Source organism: Paenibacillus sp. FSL M8-0334, from assembly GCF_038000405.1.
Lineage (GTDB): Bacteria > Bacillota > Bacilli > Paenibacillales > Paenibacillaceae > Paenibacillus_AQ > Paenibacillus_AQ campinasensis.
The window spans coordinates 902,978-922,369 of record NZ_JBBOCH010000001.1; the positions used below are offsets into that span (position 1 = coordinate 902,978).

The window sequence follows — 19,392 nt, forward strand, 5'->3', positions numbered from 1 at the left end:
TTCGTTAATATGGTGTCTTCATCCATTAGCGTAGAGCTTGTTCCTCCATACCGGGTTCTGCTTGTTTCTGATGCAGCATCATGTAGGCTGAAGGTGTATGTGATGTGGCCTTTTTGAACACTCTGGAAAAATAAAGCGGATCATGATAGCCAACAGAGTAAGCTACGGACTGAACGGGTAAACCGGATGTCTTCAACAGCTCGCAGGCGCGCCGGATACGGCATGACGCAATATAGGCTGACACCGATTCGCCAGTGGCTCCTTTGAATTTCCGAAACAGATAGCTGCGTTCCAGATTAACGGCCTGTACGATCTCCGTAACCGTTAATGATGGCTTCCAATAGTTCTGCTCAATGTACTTTCTCGCCAGCCACACATAATCCTTCGGCTCCTCCTGCTGATCTCCAGGGTAATATTCCATGTAATAGGAGAGCAGCAGTTGTAAACGGGCATCCGCCCGCAACACTTCGCTCGGCGACGCACCGGCGTTCCAGGCCAGATGAAACCAGGGTTCCAGGGTCTCCGGCGCTGCTGGCAGTACAGGATGCTGGACCGTAAGCTGTGTCAACTCTACAACTCGCCCGGCGTCTCGCCCGTTGAACTCCATCCATACGTATTCCCAAGGGTCAACAGGGTCGGGGTAGTAATAGATCTCCTTTTGCGGAAAAATGATAAAGCTCTCTCCGGCACCCAGCCGAAAATGCTGGCCTCCGGTTTCCAATGTGCCCTGCCCTCGAATGATGTAATGCAGCGCATAGACGTCACGTACGCCGGGTCCCCACTGATGCAGATTGACCGGTTTGTGACCGCCGCTGATAAAATAAATCTGGCTTGCTCTGCTTCCGTCTCTCCATAACGAGTCCACATCCCCACCCCCACTCTTGATATCAGTCATTATATTATAGAGCAGCATATTTGTAAGCGTATCCACACATCTTGGACCGGCATGAATTCTACGTTAATTCAGAGAGGAGAATGTTGTGTTGCTTAGAATGGTCACCGTTGAGAATGGTCAAGTCCAGGGACTGCCCGCTGCAGACCCTCGTATTACGAGCTTTAAAGGAATTCCGTTCGCTGCACCCCCGGTAGGCCCGAACCGCTGGCGCGCGCCACAGCCCGCAGAAGACTGGGATGGTGTGCTGAAAGCTTTTGATTTTGCCCCCATCTCCATGCAGGCTCCAACCGTGATCGACGATAATAACATCTATACCCGGGAATGGGCTGTTGACCCGGACCTGCCAATGGATGAGGACTGTCTGTATTTGAATGTGTGGACACCTGCCAAGCGCACCGATGAGAAGCTGCCCGTCTTTGTCTGGTACTTTGGCGGAGGGCTTCAGGTGGGTCACACAGCCGAGATGGAATTCGATGGCGAACGCATTGCCCGCAGAGGCATTGTCGTTGTCACGATCAACTACCGTCTGAATGCCTTCGGTTTCTTGTGCCATCCCGAGATCAGTGCTGAGTCACCGCACGCACCTGCGAACTTTGGACATCTGGATCAGCAGGCCGGCACAGCTTGGGTCAAACGTAATATTGCCGCATTCGGCGGTGACCCGGATCAGATTACGATTGGCGGGCAATCTGCCGGCGGCGGCAGTGTCCTCAGTCAGATGACATCCCCGCAGAACAAAGGCCTGTTCCAGCGAGCCGTCATCATGAGCGGTATAGCGACCGAACTGTATCCCCATGTGCATGTACCCGCTGTCCGCAGCACGCTGCGGGATGCCGAGCAGAAGGGCGTTGAATTTTTCAGCTTCCTGGGGGTGTCTTCACTGGATGAAGCGAGACAGCTGGATGCGGTCACTTTACGGGATAAGGTGTTAGAATATAAAAGCTTCTGGGGAACGGTCATCGATGATCAGTTCTGTATAGATGATCCGTTTACACGTTTCATGCAGCATCAACGTGAGCTTGTTCCCGTTATGCTTGGGCATACGTCCTCTGAGTTCTGGACCCGGCCTGCGGTAAGCAGTATGGAGGAACTGAAGCAGATGGCGGCTGAACGATTTGGCGAAGATGCTCCTGACTTTTTGCAGCGATGTGAAGCCGATACCGGCGACCTGGATCATGCACTCGAGAAAGCTTCTGTCCGCATGATCGAATACGCCATTCATCTCCTTATTCGTTCAAACAGCGGTCATCCGTCGGAAACACCGCTCTATTATTATAACTTCGACGCAGAGATTCCGGGCTGGGATCAACCAGGTACGTTTCACTCCGTGGATCTGTGGTTTTTCTTCGAAACACTTGCCAAATGCTGGCGCCCGTTCACCGGCAAGCATTACGACCTGGCTCGCCAGATGTGCAATTATCTGTCCAATTTTATTGCCACCGGTGATCCGAACGGCTCTGATTCTACCGGAAAGCCAATGCCCCACTGGGCCGCTTGCACCATCGAACACCCGTATCTTATGGAATTTGGCGATCAGGCTCAGTTACAACGGGCAGAGCCTGGGCCTGTGCTTGAATTTGTGCTGAAGCAGTATTTTGAACACAAGAACGACCCTGTGGCCTAAGCATACGTATGCTTATTACATCTGCACCATCCGTTTAACAATAAAGAGATAGCGCTGCACCATCGCATGGCTATCTCTTTATTGTCTAGCTATATGTTAAATATCATTAATCCCACTCGAAAGCACCCGTGTACAATTGATAATATATGCCCTTTCTCTCCAGCAAGTGATGATGATCACCGCGTTCCTTAATCTGACCCTGTTCCAGAAGCAAAATGTGAAATGGATGTCGTTTATGCATGATGAGCGGAAGTTTTCTGTCTTTTTGTTTATTTTTTTATAATTCCGGGTTTGCCAAAAGATATGTTAGTATTCGTCGCTGCACTGACGTCGATTAGCTCCCTGCGATTCTTCACCATCCTGCTGGTAGGACGCCTGCCATGGATCATCGGATCGGCCGCGGTAGGTTCTACCATTCCAACACAGCAGTACACGGTAACGATCATCATATCCGTTATCGCTGTTGTCGGGTTTATCCTCGGGTACATCTATAAAGACAAGTTAATGAACCTGTTCTCCAAGGCAGAGCATACCAAAGAAGCACTGGAACTTGAGGAGTACAATTAAAACAAATGAGAGAGATGAGAGAGATGAGACAAACGGAATAAATACGGCGCCTTCTCCCTCGTGAATTCCAGGGAGAAGGCGCCGACGATAACCGGTTGCCCGGTGCGACCTCATCACGAAGCTGTTTAATCTGCTGGATCAGTTCCTAGTGAGCGTCTACTTTACTTATCTCGTCTCTTGTCCGCAGATGAATGGACAGATTCACAATGTCTTGCTTCAAAATATGGGTTAACCAGCCGCGCCACTCGTCCACGTTGCTGAAACCGAGCCTTGTTTTTTGCGTTAACGGACAGTCCCCCGGCTTTGGCCGCCTGGATAAGATCCGCTGCAATATAGGGAGAAAAGGGGCACCCCCTTGACACTTGACACCCACTACACCCCGTAGTAAATTATAATCACTACGTAGTGTAGTAATTCGTTTCGTTATGGACGCATAACGACTGTAGTGAGGTGTTCACCGTGAATCAAATTCAGAAACTATCGGATACGGAAATGGAACTCATGGAGGTGATCTGGGAGTGTGAACCTCCTGTCACGTCGACGGAATTGCTGCGGATTTTTGCGGGGCGGGGCAAAGCGTGGAAGGCCCAGACGATCTCTACCTTCCTGTCGCGACTGGTGGATAAAGGGGCACTGGAGGCCACAAGACATGGCCGAACGAACATGTATACGCCCCTGATCTCACCGGAAGATTACAAGCTGGCCGAGACGAAGCATGTACTGGACGGGTTATACCAGGGATCGGTGAAGAACCTTATCGCTGCCTTGTATGACGGCGACAAGCTTTCGGATGAAGATGTTGAAGAGCTGAAGCAATGGTTCTCCGGAAAGTAGGTGCAGCCCATGAATACCATTCTTGAACTACTGATTACGCTGAATGCCGCCGGAAGCGTCGTCGTCGCTTGTATTCTTATATTGCGGCTCTTGCCCGCCGGTGCCTTCCCGACCAAATGGCGTTATGGACTTAGCAAAATGGCCGTAGGCTTTTTTCTATTTCCCGTAGTCCTTGGTATTCAGTGGGTCGTATCGCTGACATTCAGCGCGGCAGCTACCGTTCCGGCGATTAGCGGGCAGCCTTCAACGGCGGAACAAGGGCTATCCGGAGCATATTCAGGGTTCAGTCCGGAGCCGCTGATTACGGGGCAGACCATGACAGCCCAAACCGCCCTACTCCTGATTACCGTATGGGCAACCGGCATGATCCTTTTTGCAGCATGGCAGCTGTATTGCTATCGCAAATTTGTAAGGACACTAGAGCATTCACGCACCGCCGTTCCGAGAGACAGCCAGGCCGTTGAACAACTCTCCTTGATGAAAGAATCTCTTGGATTGAAACGCAGTGTTCGGCTTGCTTACAGCTCTGCTGTTCGGAGTCCTGTTCTTGTCGGGTTATGGAAACCGACCATCTATCTTCCTATAGAAAATATCTTTAACGTGAGCATGGACATGGTCATGCGCCATGAGCTGATCCATCTGAAACGGAAGGATTTATGGGTCAAGGCCTTCACCCTGGGAGCGTCAGCCTTACATTGGTTTAACCCCTTCATACACATTCTCCGCAAGGATATTCATACCTGGAGCGAGCTGTCCTGCGACGAAGAAGTGGTCAGCGAGATGTCCCATGCCGAGCGTAAACGGTACGGGGAGACGATTCTGAACGTTATGGCGGGAACCAGGCATTTACCGGTGCGATTTTGCGCCTCCTTATCGGGTGATGGCCAACAATTGAAAAGGAGATTAATGATGATGCTGAATGTGAAGAAACTGAGAAAGAAAACATTATATCTGACGATAACAGCTGTATTTTCCGTTGCCGCAATTAGCACATCCGCAGCGGTATGGGCTGCCAACTATTCGCCAGAAATCATTCCATATGAGGAAGGTCAGGCTGAGGTTCAACCAAGCGAGCAAATTCCGAAAGCGGCCCCATCTGATGCGGTAATGGAGAAGGCACCATATCCTGTTGAGACACAGCCAAGTCAAGCTCCTGCTGCACTTGAAGCGGAGAATGAATCAAATGAGGATGTCCAAATCAAAGATCCTCACCCCGTACCTGTACTGGTGCCCGAGCCTGATAAGAACAGTATCCAAGCTCCAGTTGCTATAGTCCCTGCTGAATCTGGAGCTAACCATTCGAATGCCGGCCAGACTCCATCACCAGTGGCACCTAAAGAAGCAGCTCCAGAACCGGTTGGCTCTGAAATTCGACTCATCCCGGAGCCGGCTCCAGCTGAAGATAAACGTAATGACAGTTCTCATTCAGGCGACATTCCACCGGGAACTTCTATTACAGTAAGAAAATTAACACCTGAAGAAAGTGCTGAATTTAAAGATAGAGAACTTGCAGCAAGAGCTATGTTGTCTCCTGAAGAACAGGCCGAGTTTGAAGAAGACGATTATGGGCTGCGTCCAGACTCAATACCACCGGGAACCTCCATTACAGTAAGAAAATTAACACCTGAAGAAAGCGCTGAATTCAAGGAAAGAGAGCTCGCGGCAAGAGCCTTGCTGTCCCCTGAAGAACAGGCTGAATTTGTGGACTAAAAACTACGAACTTAAGAGAAAAGTTTGCTATTTAACATGAAGAAGCACTGCCGGGGACAGTGCTTCATTTGGATTATGGATAACACCTTAATTATCGCTTGAGGTAGTCCATTCAAAATATGCACTTCTTGAATTTTCCTCGTTCGTGCTTGTTTTGATTTGGAAAGTGTGGTTGCTGTAACTGCCTGTGTCAATAACAACCAGCGAATTGCCCTTAATATTCGATCTCCACCACTGGACATTGCTGTTGGTTTGACTTTGAATGCTTAAATTAACAGATGGCATAGTGCCAGGCAAGTCCCCTACGTATATTAATACATATCTATCTGGAGATGGAATAAATGCGTGGCCCACGTTTGCTCCTTGGTTCCCATCTTTATTAATTGGCACGGTAACATTTCCGCTCCAGCTATCAGATAAGATGCCAACATCAAAGAGACTAACTTCTTTGTTTCCATTGGCTCTTTGCTCAAGCAGAGTGATCTCTTCCGGAGTCAATGGTCTAACTGTGATAGAGGTTCCAGGTGGGGAGAATTCTTCTAATTCCACAGGACTAGCAAAAGCCGATACCGAAAGCGACAACATCATAATCATGGTAAGAACAAGTGTAAGCAGTTTTTTCATAGTAAAATCCTCCTCTTAATTTTTTTTCAAAATTAGATTAGCCCTTCAAACCAACCACAAAAAAACTCACCTCCCTCTCCCGATGTGAGCTACCTTATTTTCATGGCAAGTATCTTGTCGGATTACAGCTTCTTGATCGCATCCTGCTTAGACCGTAAGGCAGCATGAAGATGCAGTAACCAAAAGAGCTAATCTACTACTAAAACGACTTATCCTAGTAAATAATGACTGTTCTTTCCTTAAGTTTTTTTGATAATTTTTCTACAATAATGATAACAAAGGAAATATATAGAATTTTATGATAATATTTTACTAGTGATAGGGATGATGAGTAGGTATTTATGTCCAGTAGCTAAAGAATAAACTGACGGGGGAGGGTATAGGTGGAGCAGGAACAATGGTTATATCTCTTACGCAGCAACTTCTATGATATAGACCACGACGCCCAGAAACTAGTGTACGAAGCATACCGGAATTTAGTGTATCGGGACATTCACTTTCTAACACGGAGTCATGAACTGACCGAAGATGTTGTACAAGAGACATTCTATAAAGTGGTGGCGAAAGCCCCTCAACTGAGGGACACGAAGCATATGAAAGCATGGATCGTTAAAGTCGCTAGAAACCATGCCTATGATATGTTCAAAAAAAACAAAAAAATATCGTCATCTAAGGGAGCCTCAAGTCGTTATAGATCTAAGGGCTCCTTTCTTGCACCCTACGGTAGCCGAGCAAGTGGAGGATCAGATTCGAAACGAACTGCTCCACGAAGCTCTGAATGAGTTAAGCCCCGAGTATCGCCAGGCTTTATTCATGTACTATATCGAGGAAAAACCATATAGCGAAATTTCACAAGAGCTTGGTAAAACAGAGCAAGCTGTCGCCCAAACGATGGTCAGAGCTAGAAAGAAATTGTACCGCTATTTTTCAAGAAGATGGGTTGATGCCGATGAGTGATGAATTCAAACACGACGATGAATTTTTACAGAAGTGGTTAAAGGACGTTCATCAAGACGTGGATATTCCAGACGGTACACAATCATGGTTAGAGGTGAAGGCCGGACTGGATAAAATAAAAGCACGGCGACGCTGGATGAAGAGATTCCAAATCGGCGCGTTGGTTGCTTGTACATCTTTGCTGATTAGTTTTTTTATGACTGCAGATTTGCCTACTGCGTATTCCGAGTTCCAAGGGCTTATCAAAAGAGTGCAGGAGAACCTTATCGATATTTTCTTTGAGGAACCAGAGCCTTATCTTGAAGAAAACTCAAATGCCAAAACGTCATCTCCGCCCCCAGATTATATCGTTTCCTCCCCTCCAGCGGGAGAGAGCCACATAGAGGATACAAGCTTGGAAGAGGCAAGAGGAAAAGTCAGTTTCCCTATCGTTTCTCCAACCTATATACCAGCTGGCTATGAATTAGAGAACGTTCGTATTTTCCAGGATTCTGATGGGGAGTACCGGACCGTGTTTATGGAATACGTCAATAGAGAAGGACATCTGTTCCAATTGAATCAGCACATGATTCGAGAGAATTCTACCCCGGAGAAAACAACGATTAACCATGTGTCGGCCATCATTAAGGATACGGCCATTAACGATTGTAAGGCTGTGATGATTATTCAAGAGCCCGATTTCATCCATTTGGAGTGGGTCACCCCTGATCATATGAAACGATCTATTTTCGGAACCTTGTCTGAAGAGGAAATCATTTTAATTGCGGAATCTTTACAGTAAACAAAAGTAGCAGGTGTCCCCTGCTACTTTTGTTTGTATCCGTTACCGATCTGGGATTAGAATAAATCCCGAATATAATGTGCCTGTCTCTTTTACGGTTCCGTGCAACGTCCAATGGGATGATTTAGAACGATAATAATAACCTGGGATTACCGTAACTTCATGTTCCGTGTAAGTATTCGCGGAAGTTGACAACTCGGCTTTGGGGCTGCGATAAATGTCTACCCAATCAGAGCCTGTCCATCGCTGCAAAGTCAACTGTACGCCGATGGTATCTACTCGCTGCTTGGCTGTACTGTAACCTGAAATACTGATTTTTGAATTCCCGATATGACTAACGCTAGTTCCGCCATTATACAGAAACTTGTAGTTTGGATCGAACAAAGAAGAAATCGATAGCAACGGTTCGTCATCGGGCGGCGGGGATGGCCCATCATCAAGCGATTGAGCCGAGACAAACGGCACTGAGAACAACAGGAACAAGGCCAAGCCTAAAAAAGACATCACTACTTTCTTCACTCGTATTCATCCTTTCTATTTGTCTCTATCCCTTAAACGACTTATCGTAATCAAATATGACGCGATTTTTATTAGGATAAGAACGAAGCCTGATACCGAGGAAGACTGGGCGAATCAACGTCCCGAAGGGTTTTAGTTTTCCAAAGCAAGATATGGAATGTCTCGGATAACATACGCCACCTTATCGACCTTCCATATCCCTTGCACATTGACCAAAGTGACATGTCGGTCAAGGACGTAGTGACGGTCTCCTGTCAGTGTGTTACCCATTACTAATGATTGCATGAAATTTGCGCTGCTCTTACTAGTATAATTGGGTTTAGTTTCTGGTTCGCCAAATTCATGAACATATCCCGTTCCATTGGATGTAATGATTGAGTTTAGGAATCCTTCTGTTAAGAAAGGTTTAAATGAGTTTCTAACGTTCTTAACTCCAGATAAGTCACCGATTTGGTTCATACGTTCGGATAGTGTTTTTAATTGGGCGTCTGAAATTATCCCTCCTTATAAAAGAGCTTGGTACTCAATAATCGTAACAATTGCATCGTCATCGCGCTAGTTGGGGATGTAAGGCTTGAAGGCCCTGAACGCTGAACGACCATGAATGAGCGGCGCCTTGGACGTTAGCGATGAACATCGCCTTCCTCCCCCTCATCCTCAAGCTCGCAATCCGTATCGTTCACCGTACCAGGCGTCTCCGCCAGTCCCAATTGCAGACAAAGTCCGTACAACGCGTAAATGCCGTGCGCCTGCGCTTCGTTCATCCGGTCCATATACGCGATCGTTTCCTCCGCGATTTCCCTTAACCGGCCCGTGTCCCCGCTGTCCAGTTCGGCGACCGTTCGCCGAAGCCGGACGACATTCGCTGAATATACGGTTGCACGCAGGGCGCGAATGAGCAGCAGCTTGCGAATGTCAGCTGGCCCGTACCGGCGGTAGCCGTTCTCCGGGTCGCGAGTCGGGCGCAGCAGTCCCTCCCGTTCCCAGAACCGAATCGCCGTCCGGGATACGCCGGTCGCTTCGGCCGCCTCGCCGATCGTCCTCCACGCTCCGGGATCATCCGCGTCCCGGTCGTCTTCCGCTGCGCGGAACGCGTGGATCGCCTGCTCGGCTTCCCGCTTGTCGCGGACGAGCGCCGCCTCCCGCTCCTTCAACAGCCAGAGCGCACCCTGTATATCTCCGCTCCGTACGCGGCGAAGCGCCTCGCCCGCGATGTCCGGTCCGAATCCGGGGGCAAGCGCCTGCATAGCCGCCACGTATAACGCGTGCGTCTCTCCATATACCCGATATCCGCTTTCGGTCCGCTCGGCAGGCGGCAGTATCCCTTGCGCTTCATAGTTGCGAAGTGTACTGGGGCTGATGCGGAACCGTCTCGCCAGATCAATCGGCCGCATGGGCGTCTCCTCCCGTTTCCATTCGTGATAACATTACATCACATTTGCAAGCTTAGTGCAATTTACTTGGCGTAACTCCTTGAAATTCCGCCTCCGACTTCAACCAAGCTTCCAATTTGCTTCACTGTTATACAATCGATTTGCAATTGAATTTTATGTTCTGGGAGGCGGTTTGTAGATGACATCCATACAATTCGAACAAGGGATGACGATCGAGGCCATCGGCACGGCTTGCGGGGAATATGTGGAGATGGAATGGCGGCCGTTGTACGAATCGATGCATGAGGCGTTGACGGCCGCATTCGCGGAAATCGAGGATGCGGCATACGGCCAATACTTGGACCGACTTATGCCGCCGCTGTTCGAAGCGCTCGAACAAGCGGGATATGCGTTCACCGACGACGTGCGAGAGGACGATTTCGTCATCGGAGGGCGGCTGCTGTTCCGGCAATCGCTTGAGAAATGGGGCACGGAGGACAATCGGTCGCGCGTGTTCTGGAACGTCATCCGGGACGCTGACGACCGGACGATCGGCACGGTGCTCACAGAGATTCCCCATTCGCATCTGAAGTTCGATATCCCGCGCGGGCCCCGCGTTCTCGCGATCGCTGAGACGACCAAATCGGGGATCACCGAACGGATCCGCGCGCTTATGGAAGTGCGCGGATTCGCACAACCGCTTTAGCACCCCACACCCATTTACGAAAGGAAGATTCCATATGCTAGGTCCAAACCCTAATGTGAAGTACCCCATCCCTGGGAACACGAATGTGCAATTTATTCGAAACACGATCACGAAACCAAATATCATCGCTGGAGATTACTCTTATTACGACGCACTGCACGGGGAATCGTTTGAAGATCAAGTGTTATATCATTATGAAGTGATCGGGACCAAGTTAGTGATCGGCAAATTTTGCTCCATCGCTCCGGAGGTCAGATTCATGATGGACGGCGGCAACCACCGAATGGATGGGTCAACTTTTCCTTTTAACATCTTCGGGAACGGTTGGGAGAGACATACCCCTTCCCTGGACCAGCTGCCGATCAAAGGAGATACGATTGTCGGCAATGATGTCTGGATCGGTAGACGTGCCACGATTATGCCGGGGGTGCGGATCGGCGATGGCGCGATTATCAGCGCGGAGGCGGTAGTCGTCAAGGACGTTGAACCTTATACCATAGTCGGTGGAAATCCCGCCAGGGAGATCAAAACCCGTTACCCGTACGAAGTCATTCAAGAATTATTGGAGATCAGATGGTGGGATTGCGATATCGATCTCATCAGTCAGTATATCGGCGCAATCGTAAGCGGAGATATGGTTACGCTTCGAAAAATGAAAAAACATTAATGGTTTCATTGGGGAACAATGGGGACCTCTGGTTCACGGAATGGATGGGGAACAAGATCGGACAGATCACTGTTCAAGGAATGATTACCGAATATTCGATCCCTACCGAGCATGCAGAGCCTCACGGTATAGCGATTGGTGACAGCGGCGATATTGGGTTTCGCGAAAGAATGCAATCAAATTGGACGCCTCGTCATCTCATCATAGCGGTTTGAGCCGACTGTATCATGCGGCCCGTCTTGGGCCATAAACCGCTAAGGAGGGATCATGTTGCTGCCTTTTTACACGTTAGTCGCATCGTTTGTGTTGTTCCTGGGTCTTGGCCAGCTCGGTTTGCCTTATTTCGAGGGATGGCATTCCTCGCTTCAGGGGGCGGTTGCTGTCATGCTGTTGTTTGCCGCTTCCGCCCATTGGGGAACTAGACGCCCAGACTTAATCCGTATGGTTCCTCCCGTATTTTCCAGGCCGGGCCTCATCGTAACGGTCACCGGATTACTGGAGGTTGCCGGGGCTATCGGCATCCTAATTCCTTCCATCTCCAAGGCCGCCTCCATTGGCTTGGCTCTACTCCTGGCATTGATGTTCCCTGCTAATGTGAGGGCGGCTAAGGAAGGATTCACAATCGGGGGGCGGCCCGTACCTAAACTACTACATCGAACCGTATTACAGATGATCTTTATTGGGGCAATCCTATTGGCAGGCTAAGGGTATATTCCAGCGGCTATTTAACGTCACGCGACGGTCTGATTCTCGTCGGCAAACTGCTGGCGAAATCAAGCTCTTCGAACGGCTCAATCGTTCGGTTATCAGCAACCATGAATGTGAGCCTGCGGCAACAGGCTCACGGGTTGCATCATTCCCTACCCAACGTGGTCATTAGCAGAGCACGGGCTGGTTGAGAATTCTTTTATTCCTTAAGAAATGAGCCGTCAGGCCCAACGTGTTTATAATACGCCGTTACTGCCCTTCCCGACTTCCCCGCTCCTCTTTCATTTATAACTATGGTTTAACTGAAGCAGGTACAAATCATTACGATGTTTCCATCTGGATCCTTAAAGGAAAACTCAGATAAGTCAGGGTATGTTTGAATCTCTGTTACGATTTCCGCTCCTAGTTCTTTCACGAATTGGAATGCTGCATGTATGTCTTCCGTACTTAAATTAAATAAAGGCTGGTTCAATGGCTGGAGTTCGTAACTGTCATCAAAACAGTGATTATCCAGCGTTAATCCTGGACGCCCAGATCCCATATCAAAAGTATAAATAGGACCTTGAATCTCTTCTGTTACTTCAACTCCAAGAAGTTTGCTGTACCACTGAACTGACTTCGTTAAATCCGTGACGTGGATAAAAACGGTATCGATCCTATTGGCGATTGGACTTTGCATTTTCATTCAACCTCCTCATCGTTTAAACAAATTGCTTTTCGTGCTAGATATTTATCTATCGATGTGTCCATCCTCATCCTCGATCATATAAGTCATAATCTTTTTGATTTTTCCATTTTTACCTGCACTACTGAAAGTAAATACGTGACAGAAGTTAGATATCCTCCCTTGATCCATCCTAAAAGTACCATTAATCGCACCCATGCTTCCGTGAGTGATGATGGTGCTGATCTCTATTTCTGTCACATGACCGGTCTGCTTTTGTTGAAGTGTATCCCGTAGTCCTGCTTTTCCCAGAACACGTCTGTCTCCGATGATATCCCAACATACCTCTTCTGAAATGCATTTCTCAATAAATTCAATATTGTTCTGAGCCCAAGCCACAATATAATCCCTCAGTAACAACTTCTTGGGAGCATTGCCGCAATCCTCAGCACAGATAACATTCATACCGCTATGATGAGTCCCATTCATAGATATCCCCTCCCTAGACGAACCTTGTGAATAAGTCCTTACATAGAGGATTCGAGAAATGGTTGGGAGTTCCTGTTTGTGAACGCTCAAACAATATAAGCAAGAAAAAACAAAACCACTCCTTAAGGGTAAGGAATGGTTTGGTGATAACAGCTAAACGTTGCTAACTCTGCGTAAGTCCATCACGATCCATGATCTGAACCTGTAGTTGTTCCTCCAACCTCAAATTCATTGAGCAGCCCACGTGCCTCACTTGTGGACTTGGCGTTCATTAATCGATTCCTCAATTCACTTGCCCCTCGGAAGCCGCGGACATAGATTTTGAAGAAGCGGGTAAGAGCGCTGAACGAACGTGGCAGCTGTTCTGAATATTGATCATGGAGGTCCAGATGCAGCCGCAGCAGATCCAGCAATTCCTCACTGCTATGCTCCCTCGGCTCCTTCTCAAAGGCAAATGGATTATGGAAAATGCCACGCCCGATCATAATGCCATCCACACCGTATTGTTCAGCAAGCCGGAGGCCAGTCTGACGGTCAAGAATATCCCCGTTAATGGTTAGAAGTGTACCTGGTGCGACCTCATCACGAAGCTGTTTAATCTCCGGGATCAGCTCCCAGTGAGCAGCTACTTTACTCATCTCGTCTCTTGTCCGCAGATGAATGGACAGATTCACAATGTCCTGTTTCAAAATATGGGTTAACCAGTCGCGCCACTCGTCCACGCTGCTGAAACCGAGCCGTGTTTTTACACTGACGGGCAGTCCCCCGGCCTTCGCCGCCTGAATAATGTCCGCCGCAACATCGGGACGGCAAATCAGGCCGCTTCCCTTCCCATTCTCGGCTACATTCGCGACAGGGCATCCCATGTTAATATCGATGCCTTTAAAGCCTTCCTTCGCCATGCCGATACTCATCTGACGAAAATATTCCGGCTTATCTCCCCAGATATGGGCGACAATGGGCTGTTCATCCTCGGTAAAAGTCAAACGCCCGCGCACACTCTTGTTCCCCTCCGGGTGACAATAGCTCTCCGTATTCGCAAACTCGGTAAAGAACACATCCGGTCTGGCCGCTTGACTTACGACATGACGAAACACCACATCCGTCACATCTTCCATCGGTGCCAGTATAAAAAAAGGCCGTGGCAAATCACGCCAAAAATTATCTGTCATATCAACTTACCCCTTTATAAATGCAGGAAAATCCTCTCCTGTGATGATGATTTCCATGTCCAAGCGGTTGCTTTTTCTTCACTTATAGCATATCTACGCAATGAAGATCAAACGGCAGTATCTGTTATATCCTAGACACTTCAATGAATATATCATAAACCGACAGAGGAGCATACTCCCATAAATTCGAATTAAAAAGGAAGGTTGCTGCCCCACCGCAGTTTGCCCGAACGTTCAGAGGACGTTTCAGCCACTTCGCGATGATCGATGGCTAGTGTCGGGCCGCGATATCCGAATATACATAATGGCGGTCCGGAATTAAATCCGAACCGCCATTTTCATCCTGCTATCGTCCGTGCCCTTCGCTGCGAGCACCGCTACACGACATGAATGCATGCGATGCACACAGGTTCATGCACGCATATACTCATACCGAGTTGATACTGCTAAGGGCGGCCAATCCCATGTGCGTTAGGTTACAGCTTACCCGCAGCCTTCACCTTCACGAGCAGGGCATTGCCTGGCAGATAGGCAATCGGAATGTCCTCAACAGACACGATCTCAACCGTCTCCGAGTTCGCGCCGGCAGCAGTGGCCTCGTTCACGGCGCTTTCCTTCGCATCGCGGATGACGTCGTCATAGCTCCAGTCGTCCAGCGAATAGATCCGCTCCGACTCCCCACTCACCAACCCCAAGGCTGCGCCGATGGCGTTCGCCGCATCATAGTGGTCAGGCCGGATGATCCGGCTTGCCCCGGCCAGCGTCTCCGGCACCAGCAGGCTGCCGCCGCCAACCAGAATGACATCCACCGGCTCTGCACTCGTCTTCATCCGGTCAATGGCATCCTCGAGACTCTGCTGGATAACGGCGTCCACTTTACCGCATACCGCGCCGTCCACCGCATCCGCGTTGGTGCCCGGCCATGCGGCCCGGCCCAGCTTCACGGCCACGTCCGTCGTCGTCAGCGTATCCCCGCCGAAGATGCGGGCCCGTGTCGTCAGCTCGTAGCCCACGCTGTCCGGGCCAACGGTCACGCCGCCTGCATCGTCCAGCCGGACGATTGTACCCCCGCCGAGGCCAATGGACAGAATATCCGGCATCCGGAAATTCGTGCGAATGCCGCCGATATCCACCGCTGCCGAGGACTGGCGCGGGAAGCCCTGCACGAGCACGCCAATATCGGTCGTGGTGCCGCCGATGTCGACAACCAGCGCGTCGCTCAGCCCGGATAAATGCGCCGCGCCCCGAATCGAATTCGTCGGTCCGCACGCAATCGTCAGAATCGGGTAGCGGAGCGCATATTCGCTCTTCATGAGCGTCCCGTCGTTCTGGCAAATATACAGCTGCGCATCAATGCCGAAGCCATTGAGCGCCTTCTCGAAGCCGCGCACCACGCCTGCAATCACTTGCAGCAGCGCCGCGTTCAACACGGAGGCGTTCTCCCGCTCGAGCAGTCCGATGCTGCCAATCTCGCTGGAGTACGTAACCGGCATGTCCGCCCCCAACACGTCGCGCACGATCTCTCCGACCCGCTGCTCCTGCTCCCGGTTCACCGGAGCGAATACCCCGCACACCGCCACCGCGTCCACTTCTCCGCTCATCCGGCGGCACAGCTCGGCGATCTCCTCCTCGTCCAGGCTGGCGATCCTGCGGCCGTCATACTCATAGCCGCCGGTGGCGATATAGCTATGCGGCCCAATCGCCGCACGCAGCGATTCGTCCCAGCCAGCAAGCGGCGGAACGGCCGTCGTTGCCGGAGCGCCGATGCGAATCAGCCCGACCCGGCCGAGATGCTTGCGCTCCACGATGGCATTGGTGCAATGCGTGGTGCCGAGCATCGCATAGCGAATGTCAGAGCCATTTACGCCGCTTTCCTGAAGCAGCAGACGAACCGCCTCAACAATGCCTTCATTCACGTCAGCCGTCGTATGCACCTTCACCTTGTGCACGCAGCGCAAGTCGGAATCGAGCAGGGCAGCATCCGTATTCGTGCCCCCTACATCAATGCCGATGCGGTACATCTGATTTGCATTAGCCGCTGTAACCTCGGTCATCTCGCCGCACCTCCTTTCGATGCCAGCGTCTCAATCGGCACATAATCAAAGTCATAACCGAAATACCTCGGTCCGGCGGTCTCGATGCCTTTGGGCGTGCGCCACTTCTCATCGCACCGCAAACCGGCCACTGTCACCCGGGCCCCGTACTTCAAGTTCTCTGTCGTTACCGGCATGCCCGTATCCTGATCCAGCAGGGTAATGAGGTCTGGCGTAATCGCGAGTGGCTGATCGCCCACGGTGGCAAGCAGGAACTCATTCTGGAAAAAGAGCCGCATCGTCTCTCCCTTGTTCTCCCCCGTACCTTCAAAGACCGCTTCCCCGCGCGTAAACCCGCCGTCCATGCGGCGGCGGATATCCACGGCCTTGCCATGGAACAAGGCATAACCGCTCAGCTTCGTGAGCAGCTCATGCACAGGGTTCAGATTCTGCTGCTTCGCCTCGAACAGCGTCCGCCCGATCTCATAGGCGAGCGTCAGCGTGCCGCCGATCGCGCTCTGCTTCGCCTGCGCGCCGGATACCGGATAATCGCAGATGGAGGCCGAACCTCCCATCTCCACCGTCAGCGCACGCGCCATCCGCTCTTCCCATACGCCATCAATCGTATGCATCAGCGCGCTGTTGCCGCGCTCATCCGCCATCGCCACCGGGCTGCAGGGGATGCCCTCCAGATGGAACGTCACCATCTGCGATTCAGGGAACGCACGCCCCATCGCATCGGCATCGACGAGCGGAATGCCGCGCTGTGCTGCCGCAAGGACCGGAACGAGCGAGTTGCCGCCGCCGACCTCGATCGGCATAACGGCATCCACCTTGCGGCCGAGTTCACGTTCCATCAGATCAAGCGGTTTGGTCAGCTGTTCAGCCGAAGGAATCTTCTCCAGCATCACCGTCGGTGCTCCGATCATTGATACCGGCACGATAAGCCCTTCATCGTCCAGCTCCTCAAGCTGCGCGATGCGCACCGGGCCATGCTCACGGATCGCCTCCATCGCCATCAATTTTCCGACATGAGGATCTCCCCCGCCGCCTGTGCCAAGCACCGCAGCGCCAATCGCGATATATTCGATGGATTGTTCATCCAATGTGGTTAATCTGGTTGTCTTGTTCATGCTTTCATCCCTTCTTTACGACCCATTTGCCAATGATTGCTTGTGCGATAAATGCGATCAGGAAGCTGTCCAGCGCCGGAACCTGCGTCACCTGGAACCATCCGAGCCCATCCGGAGCCATCGTGGTCATGAACCCGAAGAATGTCGCGATGATCCATACGATGATGGAGCGTGGAATCCAGCTCCGATTGCTGTTCAGCCCTTCAAACGAGAAGCGATTTTTGTTCACGAGCAAATATTCAGCCGTATAAATGCCGCCGAGCGGTGCAACAAGCATCGTAATGTACGTCAGGAACGTCATGAAACGGTCATAAATCCCCAAGCAAGCGAGCAGCGTCGCAATGAGGCCTGCAATAATCGTAATGACCGATTTAGGCACCCGTTTGAATACGACAGAGAAGCCCAGTCCCGCGGAATATAGGTTGTTCGTATTGGTCGTCCATTGCGCAAGCGTCAGCACGAGAATCGCCGGAATCCCGAGTCCGAGCGTCAGAAGAATGCCTGTCAGATCGTCGGAATCCATCGAGCGCGACAGGAAGATCGCAATGATCGTCATGAAGCTGTTGCCGACAAAGAAACCGATAAACGCTGCGGTAATCGCATGCTTTGGCGTTTTGGCCCAGCGCGCGATGTCAGGGGACAGCGCCGTTCCGAGAATGAAGATACCGATAACCAGCGATATGGCCGTCCCCATCGGGAGGGCTTCACCCTCGAACGGTAACCAGACGGTGCTTCCGCCTTCTCCGCTCAGCGCCATCACCAGCGCAATAATGATAAATACGACCAGCAGCGGCACTGACCAGACACTTAATTTCTCAATCGCTCTGTAGCCCCAGATCGCCGTGGACATCATAAGAAGTCCGCCGATGATCGACAATACTGAGAGCGACCAGTGCCAGCCCCATAGCTCGCTTAACGCCGTCTGGAAGTTAGAAGCAAAGAAGCCGACCTGAACGCCGAACCAGCCCAGTGATGAAATGCCGAGAATAACCGAGACGATGAGCGCCCCCTGGTTCCCGAACAGAAACCGGCTGATCATGGCTGTCGACAGCCCTGTTTTGGCTCCGACATATGCGCAGACTGCCCCGATCAGACCCAGTATGGCTGAACCGACGATAACCGCTGTAAGCGAGTCGCCGATGTTCATGCCTGCGCCGAGCTGCGCACCCAGAAACATCGCGGACAAGTCAATGCCGATTGCAATCCAGATGAATGCCATCGAGAACCATGATTTCCGTAAATGCTGGGGTACAGGCTCCCGCTCGTAATCTTGTATTTTCAATTCGTTGCTCATACTCCACTCTACCCTCTGCTCTCTATATTCTTGTTGATTGCCTAAGCGCTGACGGATCTCCAGAACATCTCAAAAGCATGCTTCAGCTTCCGTTCGAACAGCTCCGGCGATTGATAGTAGTAATATTGAATGCTCAGCCCGTCCATCAAGGTAAGGTACGAATCCACAAGGTTCTCAATCGGGACGACGGCGAGTTCGCCGCGTTCCAGACCTTCCTGCATGATCTCGCGGATAATGTCGCTTAGCATCGTATCGAAACGCCCAAACGCCTCCTGCATCCGATCCAGCAAGAAATCGGGCGGGAACAATAAGTACCGGAAGGCAAATACAGCAAGCTCCCGCTTGTTCCGGTGAAAATCGTATTGGCGAACCAGCAGCGCATGCAGTTTTTTCTCCGTGCTCATGCCTTTGCTCGTTTCTGCCATCGCTTGGATATATTCGTTATAGACGCTCATCGATTCTTCGAAGACGGACATGAACAGATCTTCCTTGCTCTCAAAAAAGGCGTAGATCGCCGGGGTTTTGACGCCGACCTCCTTCGCAATTTCCGATAATGCCGTTCCATCGTAGCCCTTCTGCCCGAACAACCTCAAGGCCGCTTCTTTCAGCTTCGTTCTGGTCATATCCATCCCCTTTTTCCTG

21 protein-coding genes and 2 pseudogenes are annotated in these 19,392 nt (G+C 50.8%); 11 read left to right on the plus strand and 12 right to left on the minus strand.

The window, feature by feature from the left end; genetic code table 11:
* Positions 1–25: 25 nt before the first annotated feature.
* On the minus strand, positions 26–865 hold the full coding sequence (locus tag MKX64_RS04060; RefSeq protein ID WP_341035384.1) for an AraC family transcriptional regulator: 840 nt from the start codon (positions 863–865) through the stop codon (positions 26–28).
* A gap of 127 nt (positions 866–992) precedes the next feature.
* Between MKX64_RS04060 and MKX64_RS04065 the strand changes: the two genes are divergently transcribed.
* The gene (locus tag MKX64_RS04065) at positions 993–2,519 is read left to right on the plus strand and encodes a carboxylesterase/lipase family protein (protein ID WP_341036238.1); all 1,527 of its coding nucleotides are present in this window, start codon (positions 993–995) and stop codon (positions 2,517–2,519) included.
* Between the two features lie 303 nt (positions 2,520–2,822).
* Entirely contained in the window at positions 2,823–3,086 is a 264-nt protein-coding gene (locus MKX64_RS04070) for a hypothetical protein (RefSeq protein WP_095399298.1), read from the plus strand.
* A gap of 85 nt (positions 3,087–3,171) precedes the next feature.
* Here the strand turns inward: MKX64_RS04070 and MKX64_RS24260 are convergent.
* Positions 3,172–3,466: pseudogene (locus MKX64_RS24260) on the minus strand (tRNA-dihydrouridine synthase); the annotation flags it as partial.
* Between the two features lie 79 nt (positions 3,467–3,545).
* On the opposite strand from MKX64_RS24260, the gene MKX64_RS04080 reads away from it, so the two are divergent.
* Positions 3,546–3,920, plus strand: a complete 375-nt coding sequence (locus MKX64_RS04080; RefSeq protein WP_341035385.1) for a BlaI/MecI/CopY family transcriptional regulator — start codon at positions 3,546–3,548, stop codon at positions 3,918–3,920.
* 9 nt (positions 3,921–3,929) lie between these two features.
* A complete protein-coding gene (locus MKX64_RS04085; protein ID WP_341035386.1) occupies positions 3,930–5,630 on the plus strand; it encodes a M56 family metallopeptidase in 1,701 nt (566 codons plus the stop codon).
* Between the two features lie 87 nt (positions 5,631–5,717).
* On the opposite strand, the gene MKX64_RS04090 is transcribed toward MKX64_RS04085, so the two are convergent.
* Positions 5,718–6,254: a hypothetical protein gene (locus tag MKX64_RS04090; protein WP_095267971.1), complete on the minus strand. Its 537-nt coding sequence runs from the start codon at positions 6,252–6,254 to the stop codon at positions 5,718–5,720.
* A 479-nt stretch (positions 6,255–6,733) separates the two neighbouring features.
* On the opposite strand from MKX64_RS04090, the gene MKX64_RS04095 reads away from it, so the two are divergent.
* Genes MKX64_RS04095 through MKX64_RS04105 form a run of 3 tightly spaced genes read left to right on the plus strand, consistent with a single transcriptional unit; the run spans position 6,734 to position 7,992 of the window.
* The gene (locus MKX64_RS04095) at positions 6,734–7,036 is read left to right on the plus strand and encodes an RNA polymerase sigma factor (RefSeq protein ID WP_341036240.1); all 303 of its coding nucleotides are present in this window, start codon (positions 6,734–6,736) and stop codon (positions 7,034–7,036) included.
* Positions 6,990–7,211, plus strand: a complete 222-nt coding sequence (locus tag MKX64_RS04100; RefSeq protein WP_341035387.1) for an RNA polymerase sigma factor — start codon at positions 6,990–6,992, stop codon at positions 7,209–7,211. The genes MKX64_RS04095 and MKX64_RS04100 overlap by 47 nt, the downstream gene beginning before the upstream one ends.
* Positions 7,204–7,992, plus strand: a complete 789-nt coding sequence (locus MKX64_RS04105) for a DUF4367 domain-containing protein (RefSeq protein ID WP_341035388.1) — start codon at positions 7,204–7,206, stop codon at positions 7,990–7,992. The genes MKX64_RS04100 and MKX64_RS04105 overlap by 8 nt, the downstream gene beginning before the upstream one ends.
* Before the next feature lie 42 nt (positions 7,993–8,034).
* Here the strand turns inward: MKX64_RS04105 and MKX64_RS04110 are convergent, their stop codons facing one another.
* Entirely contained in the window at positions 8,035–8,511 is a 477-nt protein-coding gene (locus MKX64_RS04110; protein ID WP_341035389.1) for a hypothetical protein, read from the minus strand.
* A gap of 623 nt (positions 8,512–9,134) precedes the next feature.
* Positions 9,135–9,905 (minus strand): MerR family DNA-binding transcriptional regulator, encoded by a 771-nt coding sequence (locus MKX64_RS04115; RefSeq protein WP_095267966.1) that lies wholly within the window; start codon positions 9,903–9,905, stop codon positions 9,135–9,137.
* A 178-nt stretch (positions 9,906–10,083) separates the two neighbouring features.
* Between MKX64_RS04115 and MKX64_RS04120 the strand changes: the two genes are divergently transcribed.
* The 4 genes and pseudogenes from MKX64_RS04120 (at position 10,084) to MKX64_RS04135 (ending at position 11,962) form a co-directional block, all read left to right on the plus strand.
* A complete protein-coding gene (locus tag MKX64_RS04120) occupies positions 10,084–10,590 on the plus strand; it encodes a DUF6022 family protein (RefSeq protein ID WP_095399304.1) in 507 nt (168 codons plus the stop codon).
* A 34-nt stretch (positions 10,591–10,624) separates the two neighbouring features.
* Complete coding sequence (gene vat(I) / locus MKX64_RS04125) at positions 10,625–11,257, plus strand: streptogramin A O-acetyltransferase Vat(I) (RefSeq protein ID WP_095267964.1); 633 nt, start codon at positions 10,625–10,627, stop codon at positions 11,255–11,257.
* A gap of 11 nt (positions 11,258–11,268) precedes the next feature.
* Positions 11,269–11,464: pseudogene (locus tag MKX64_RS04130) on the plus strand (virginiamycin B lyase family protein); the annotation flags it as partial.
* 60 nt (positions 11,465–11,524) lie between these two features.
* Positions 11,525–11,962 (plus strand): DoxX family protein, encoded by a 438-nt coding sequence (locus MKX64_RS04135; protein ID WP_330164059.1) that lies wholly within the window; start codon positions 11,525–11,527, stop codon positions 11,960–11,962.
* A 301-nt stretch (positions 11,963–12,263) separates the two neighbouring features.
* On the opposite strand, the gene MKX64_RS04140 is transcribed toward MKX64_RS04135, so the two are convergent.
* From MKX64_RS04140 to MKX64_RS04170, 7 genes are all read right to left on the minus strand, one after another.
* Positions 12,264–12,650 carry a VOC family protein gene (locus MKX64_RS04140; protein ID WP_230875836.1) on the minus strand — a complete coding sequence of 129 codons (387 nt, stop codon included), beginning with the start codon at positions 12,648–12,650 and terminating at the stop codon, positions 12,264–12,266.
* 45 nt (positions 12,651–12,695) lie between these two features.
* Entirely contained in the window at positions 12,696–13,118 is a 423-nt protein-coding gene (locus tag MKX64_RS04145) for a nuclear transport factor 2 family protein (protein WP_095267962.1), read from the minus strand.
* Positions 13,119–13,300: 182 nt separating this feature from the next.
* Positions 13,301–14,290 carry a tRNA dihydrouridine synthase gene (locus MKX64_RS04150; protein WP_341035391.1) on the minus strand — a complete coding sequence of 330 codons (990 nt, stop codon included), beginning with the start codon at positions 14,288–14,290 and terminating at the stop codon, positions 13,301–13,303.
* Between the two features lie 476 nt (positions 14,291–14,766).
* Positions 14,767–16,344 (minus strand): hydantoinase/oxoprolinase N-terminal domain-containing protein, encoded by a 1,578-nt coding sequence (locus MKX64_RS04155; protein ID WP_155618937.1) that lies wholly within the window; start codon positions 16,342–16,344, stop codon positions 14,767–14,769.
* The gene (locus MKX64_RS04160; protein ID WP_155618936.1) at positions 16,341–17,456 is read right to left on the minus strand and encodes a DUF917 domain-containing protein; all 1,116 of its coding nucleotides are present in this window, start codon (positions 17,454–17,456) and stop codon (positions 16,341–16,343) included. Before MKX64_RS04160 ends, MKX64_RS04155 begins: the two co-directional genes overlap by 4 nt.
* Before the next feature lie 4 nt (positions 17,457–17,460).
* Entirely contained in the window at positions 17,461–18,750 is a 1,290-nt protein-coding gene (locus MKX64_RS04165) for a cytosine permease (RefSeq protein ID WP_095267958.1), read from the minus strand.
* 41 nt (positions 18,751–18,791) lie between these two features.
* On the minus strand, positions 18,792–19,373 hold the full coding sequence (locus tag MKX64_RS04170; protein ID WP_095267973.1) for a TetR/AcrR family transcriptional regulator: 582 nt from the start codon (positions 19,371–19,373) through the stop codon (positions 18,792–18,794).
* Positions 19,374–19,392: the final 19 nt, after the last annotated feature.

Coding starts and splice junctions, on each gene's coding strand:
- MKX64_RS04085 (WP_341035386.1), top strand. CDS start 3,930: ATGAATACCATTCTTGAACTACTGATTACGCTGAATGCCGCCGGAAGC.
- MKX64_RS04145 (WP_095267962.1), bottom strand. CDS start 13,118: ATGAATGGGACTCATCATAGCGGTATGAATGTTATCTGTGCTGAGGAT.
- MKX64_RS04135 (WP_330164059.1), top strand. CDS start 11,525: ATGTTGCTGCCTTTTTACACGTTAGTCGCATCGTTTGTGTTGTTCCTG.
- MKX64_RS04170 (WP_095267973.1), bottom strand. CDS start 19,373: ATGACCAGAACGAAGCTGAAAGAAGCGGCCTTGAGGTTGTTCGGGCAG.
- MKX64_RS04150 (WP_341035391.1), bottom strand. CDS start 14,290: ATGACAGATAATTTTTGGCGTGATTTGCCACGGCCTTTTTTTATACTG.
- MKX64_RS04155 (WP_155618937.1), bottom strand. CDS start 16,344: ATGACCGAGGTTACAGCGGCTAATGCAAATCAGATGTACCGCATCGGC.
- MKX64_RS04115 (WP_095267966.1), bottom strand. CDS start 9,905: ATGCGGCCGATTGATCTGGCGAGACGGTTCCGCATCAGCCCCAGTACA.
- MKX64_RS04065 (WP_341036238.1), top strand. CDS start 993: ATGGTCACCGTTGAGAATGGTCAAGTCCAGGGACTGCCCGCTGCAGAC.
- MKX64_RS04140 (WP_230875836.1), bottom strand. CDS start 12,650: ATGAAAATGCAAAGTCCAATCGCCAATAGGATCGATACCGTTTTTATC.
- MKX64_RS04070 (WP_095399298.1), top strand. CDS start 2,823: ATGTTAGTATTCGTCGCTGCACTGACGTCGATTAGCTCCCTGCGATTC.
- MKX64_RS04165 (WP_095267958.1), bottom strand. CDS start 18,750: ATGAGCAACGAATTGAAAATACAAGATTACGAGCGGGAGCCTGTACCC.
- MKX64_RS04120 (WP_095399304.1), top strand. CDS start 10,084: ATGACATCCATACAATTCGAACAAGGGATGACGATCGAGGCCATCGGC.
- MKX64_RS04105 (WP_341035388.1), top strand. CDS start 7,204: ATGAGTGATGAATTCAAACACGACGATGAATTTTTACAGAAGTGGTTA.
- MKX64_RS04090 (WP_095267971.1), bottom strand. CDS start 6,254: ATGAAAAAACTGCTTACACTTGTTCTTACCATGATTATGATGTTGTCG.
- MKX64_RS04160 (WP_155618936.1), bottom strand. CDS start 17,456: ATGAACAAGACAACCAGATTAACCACATTGGATGAACAATCCATCGAA.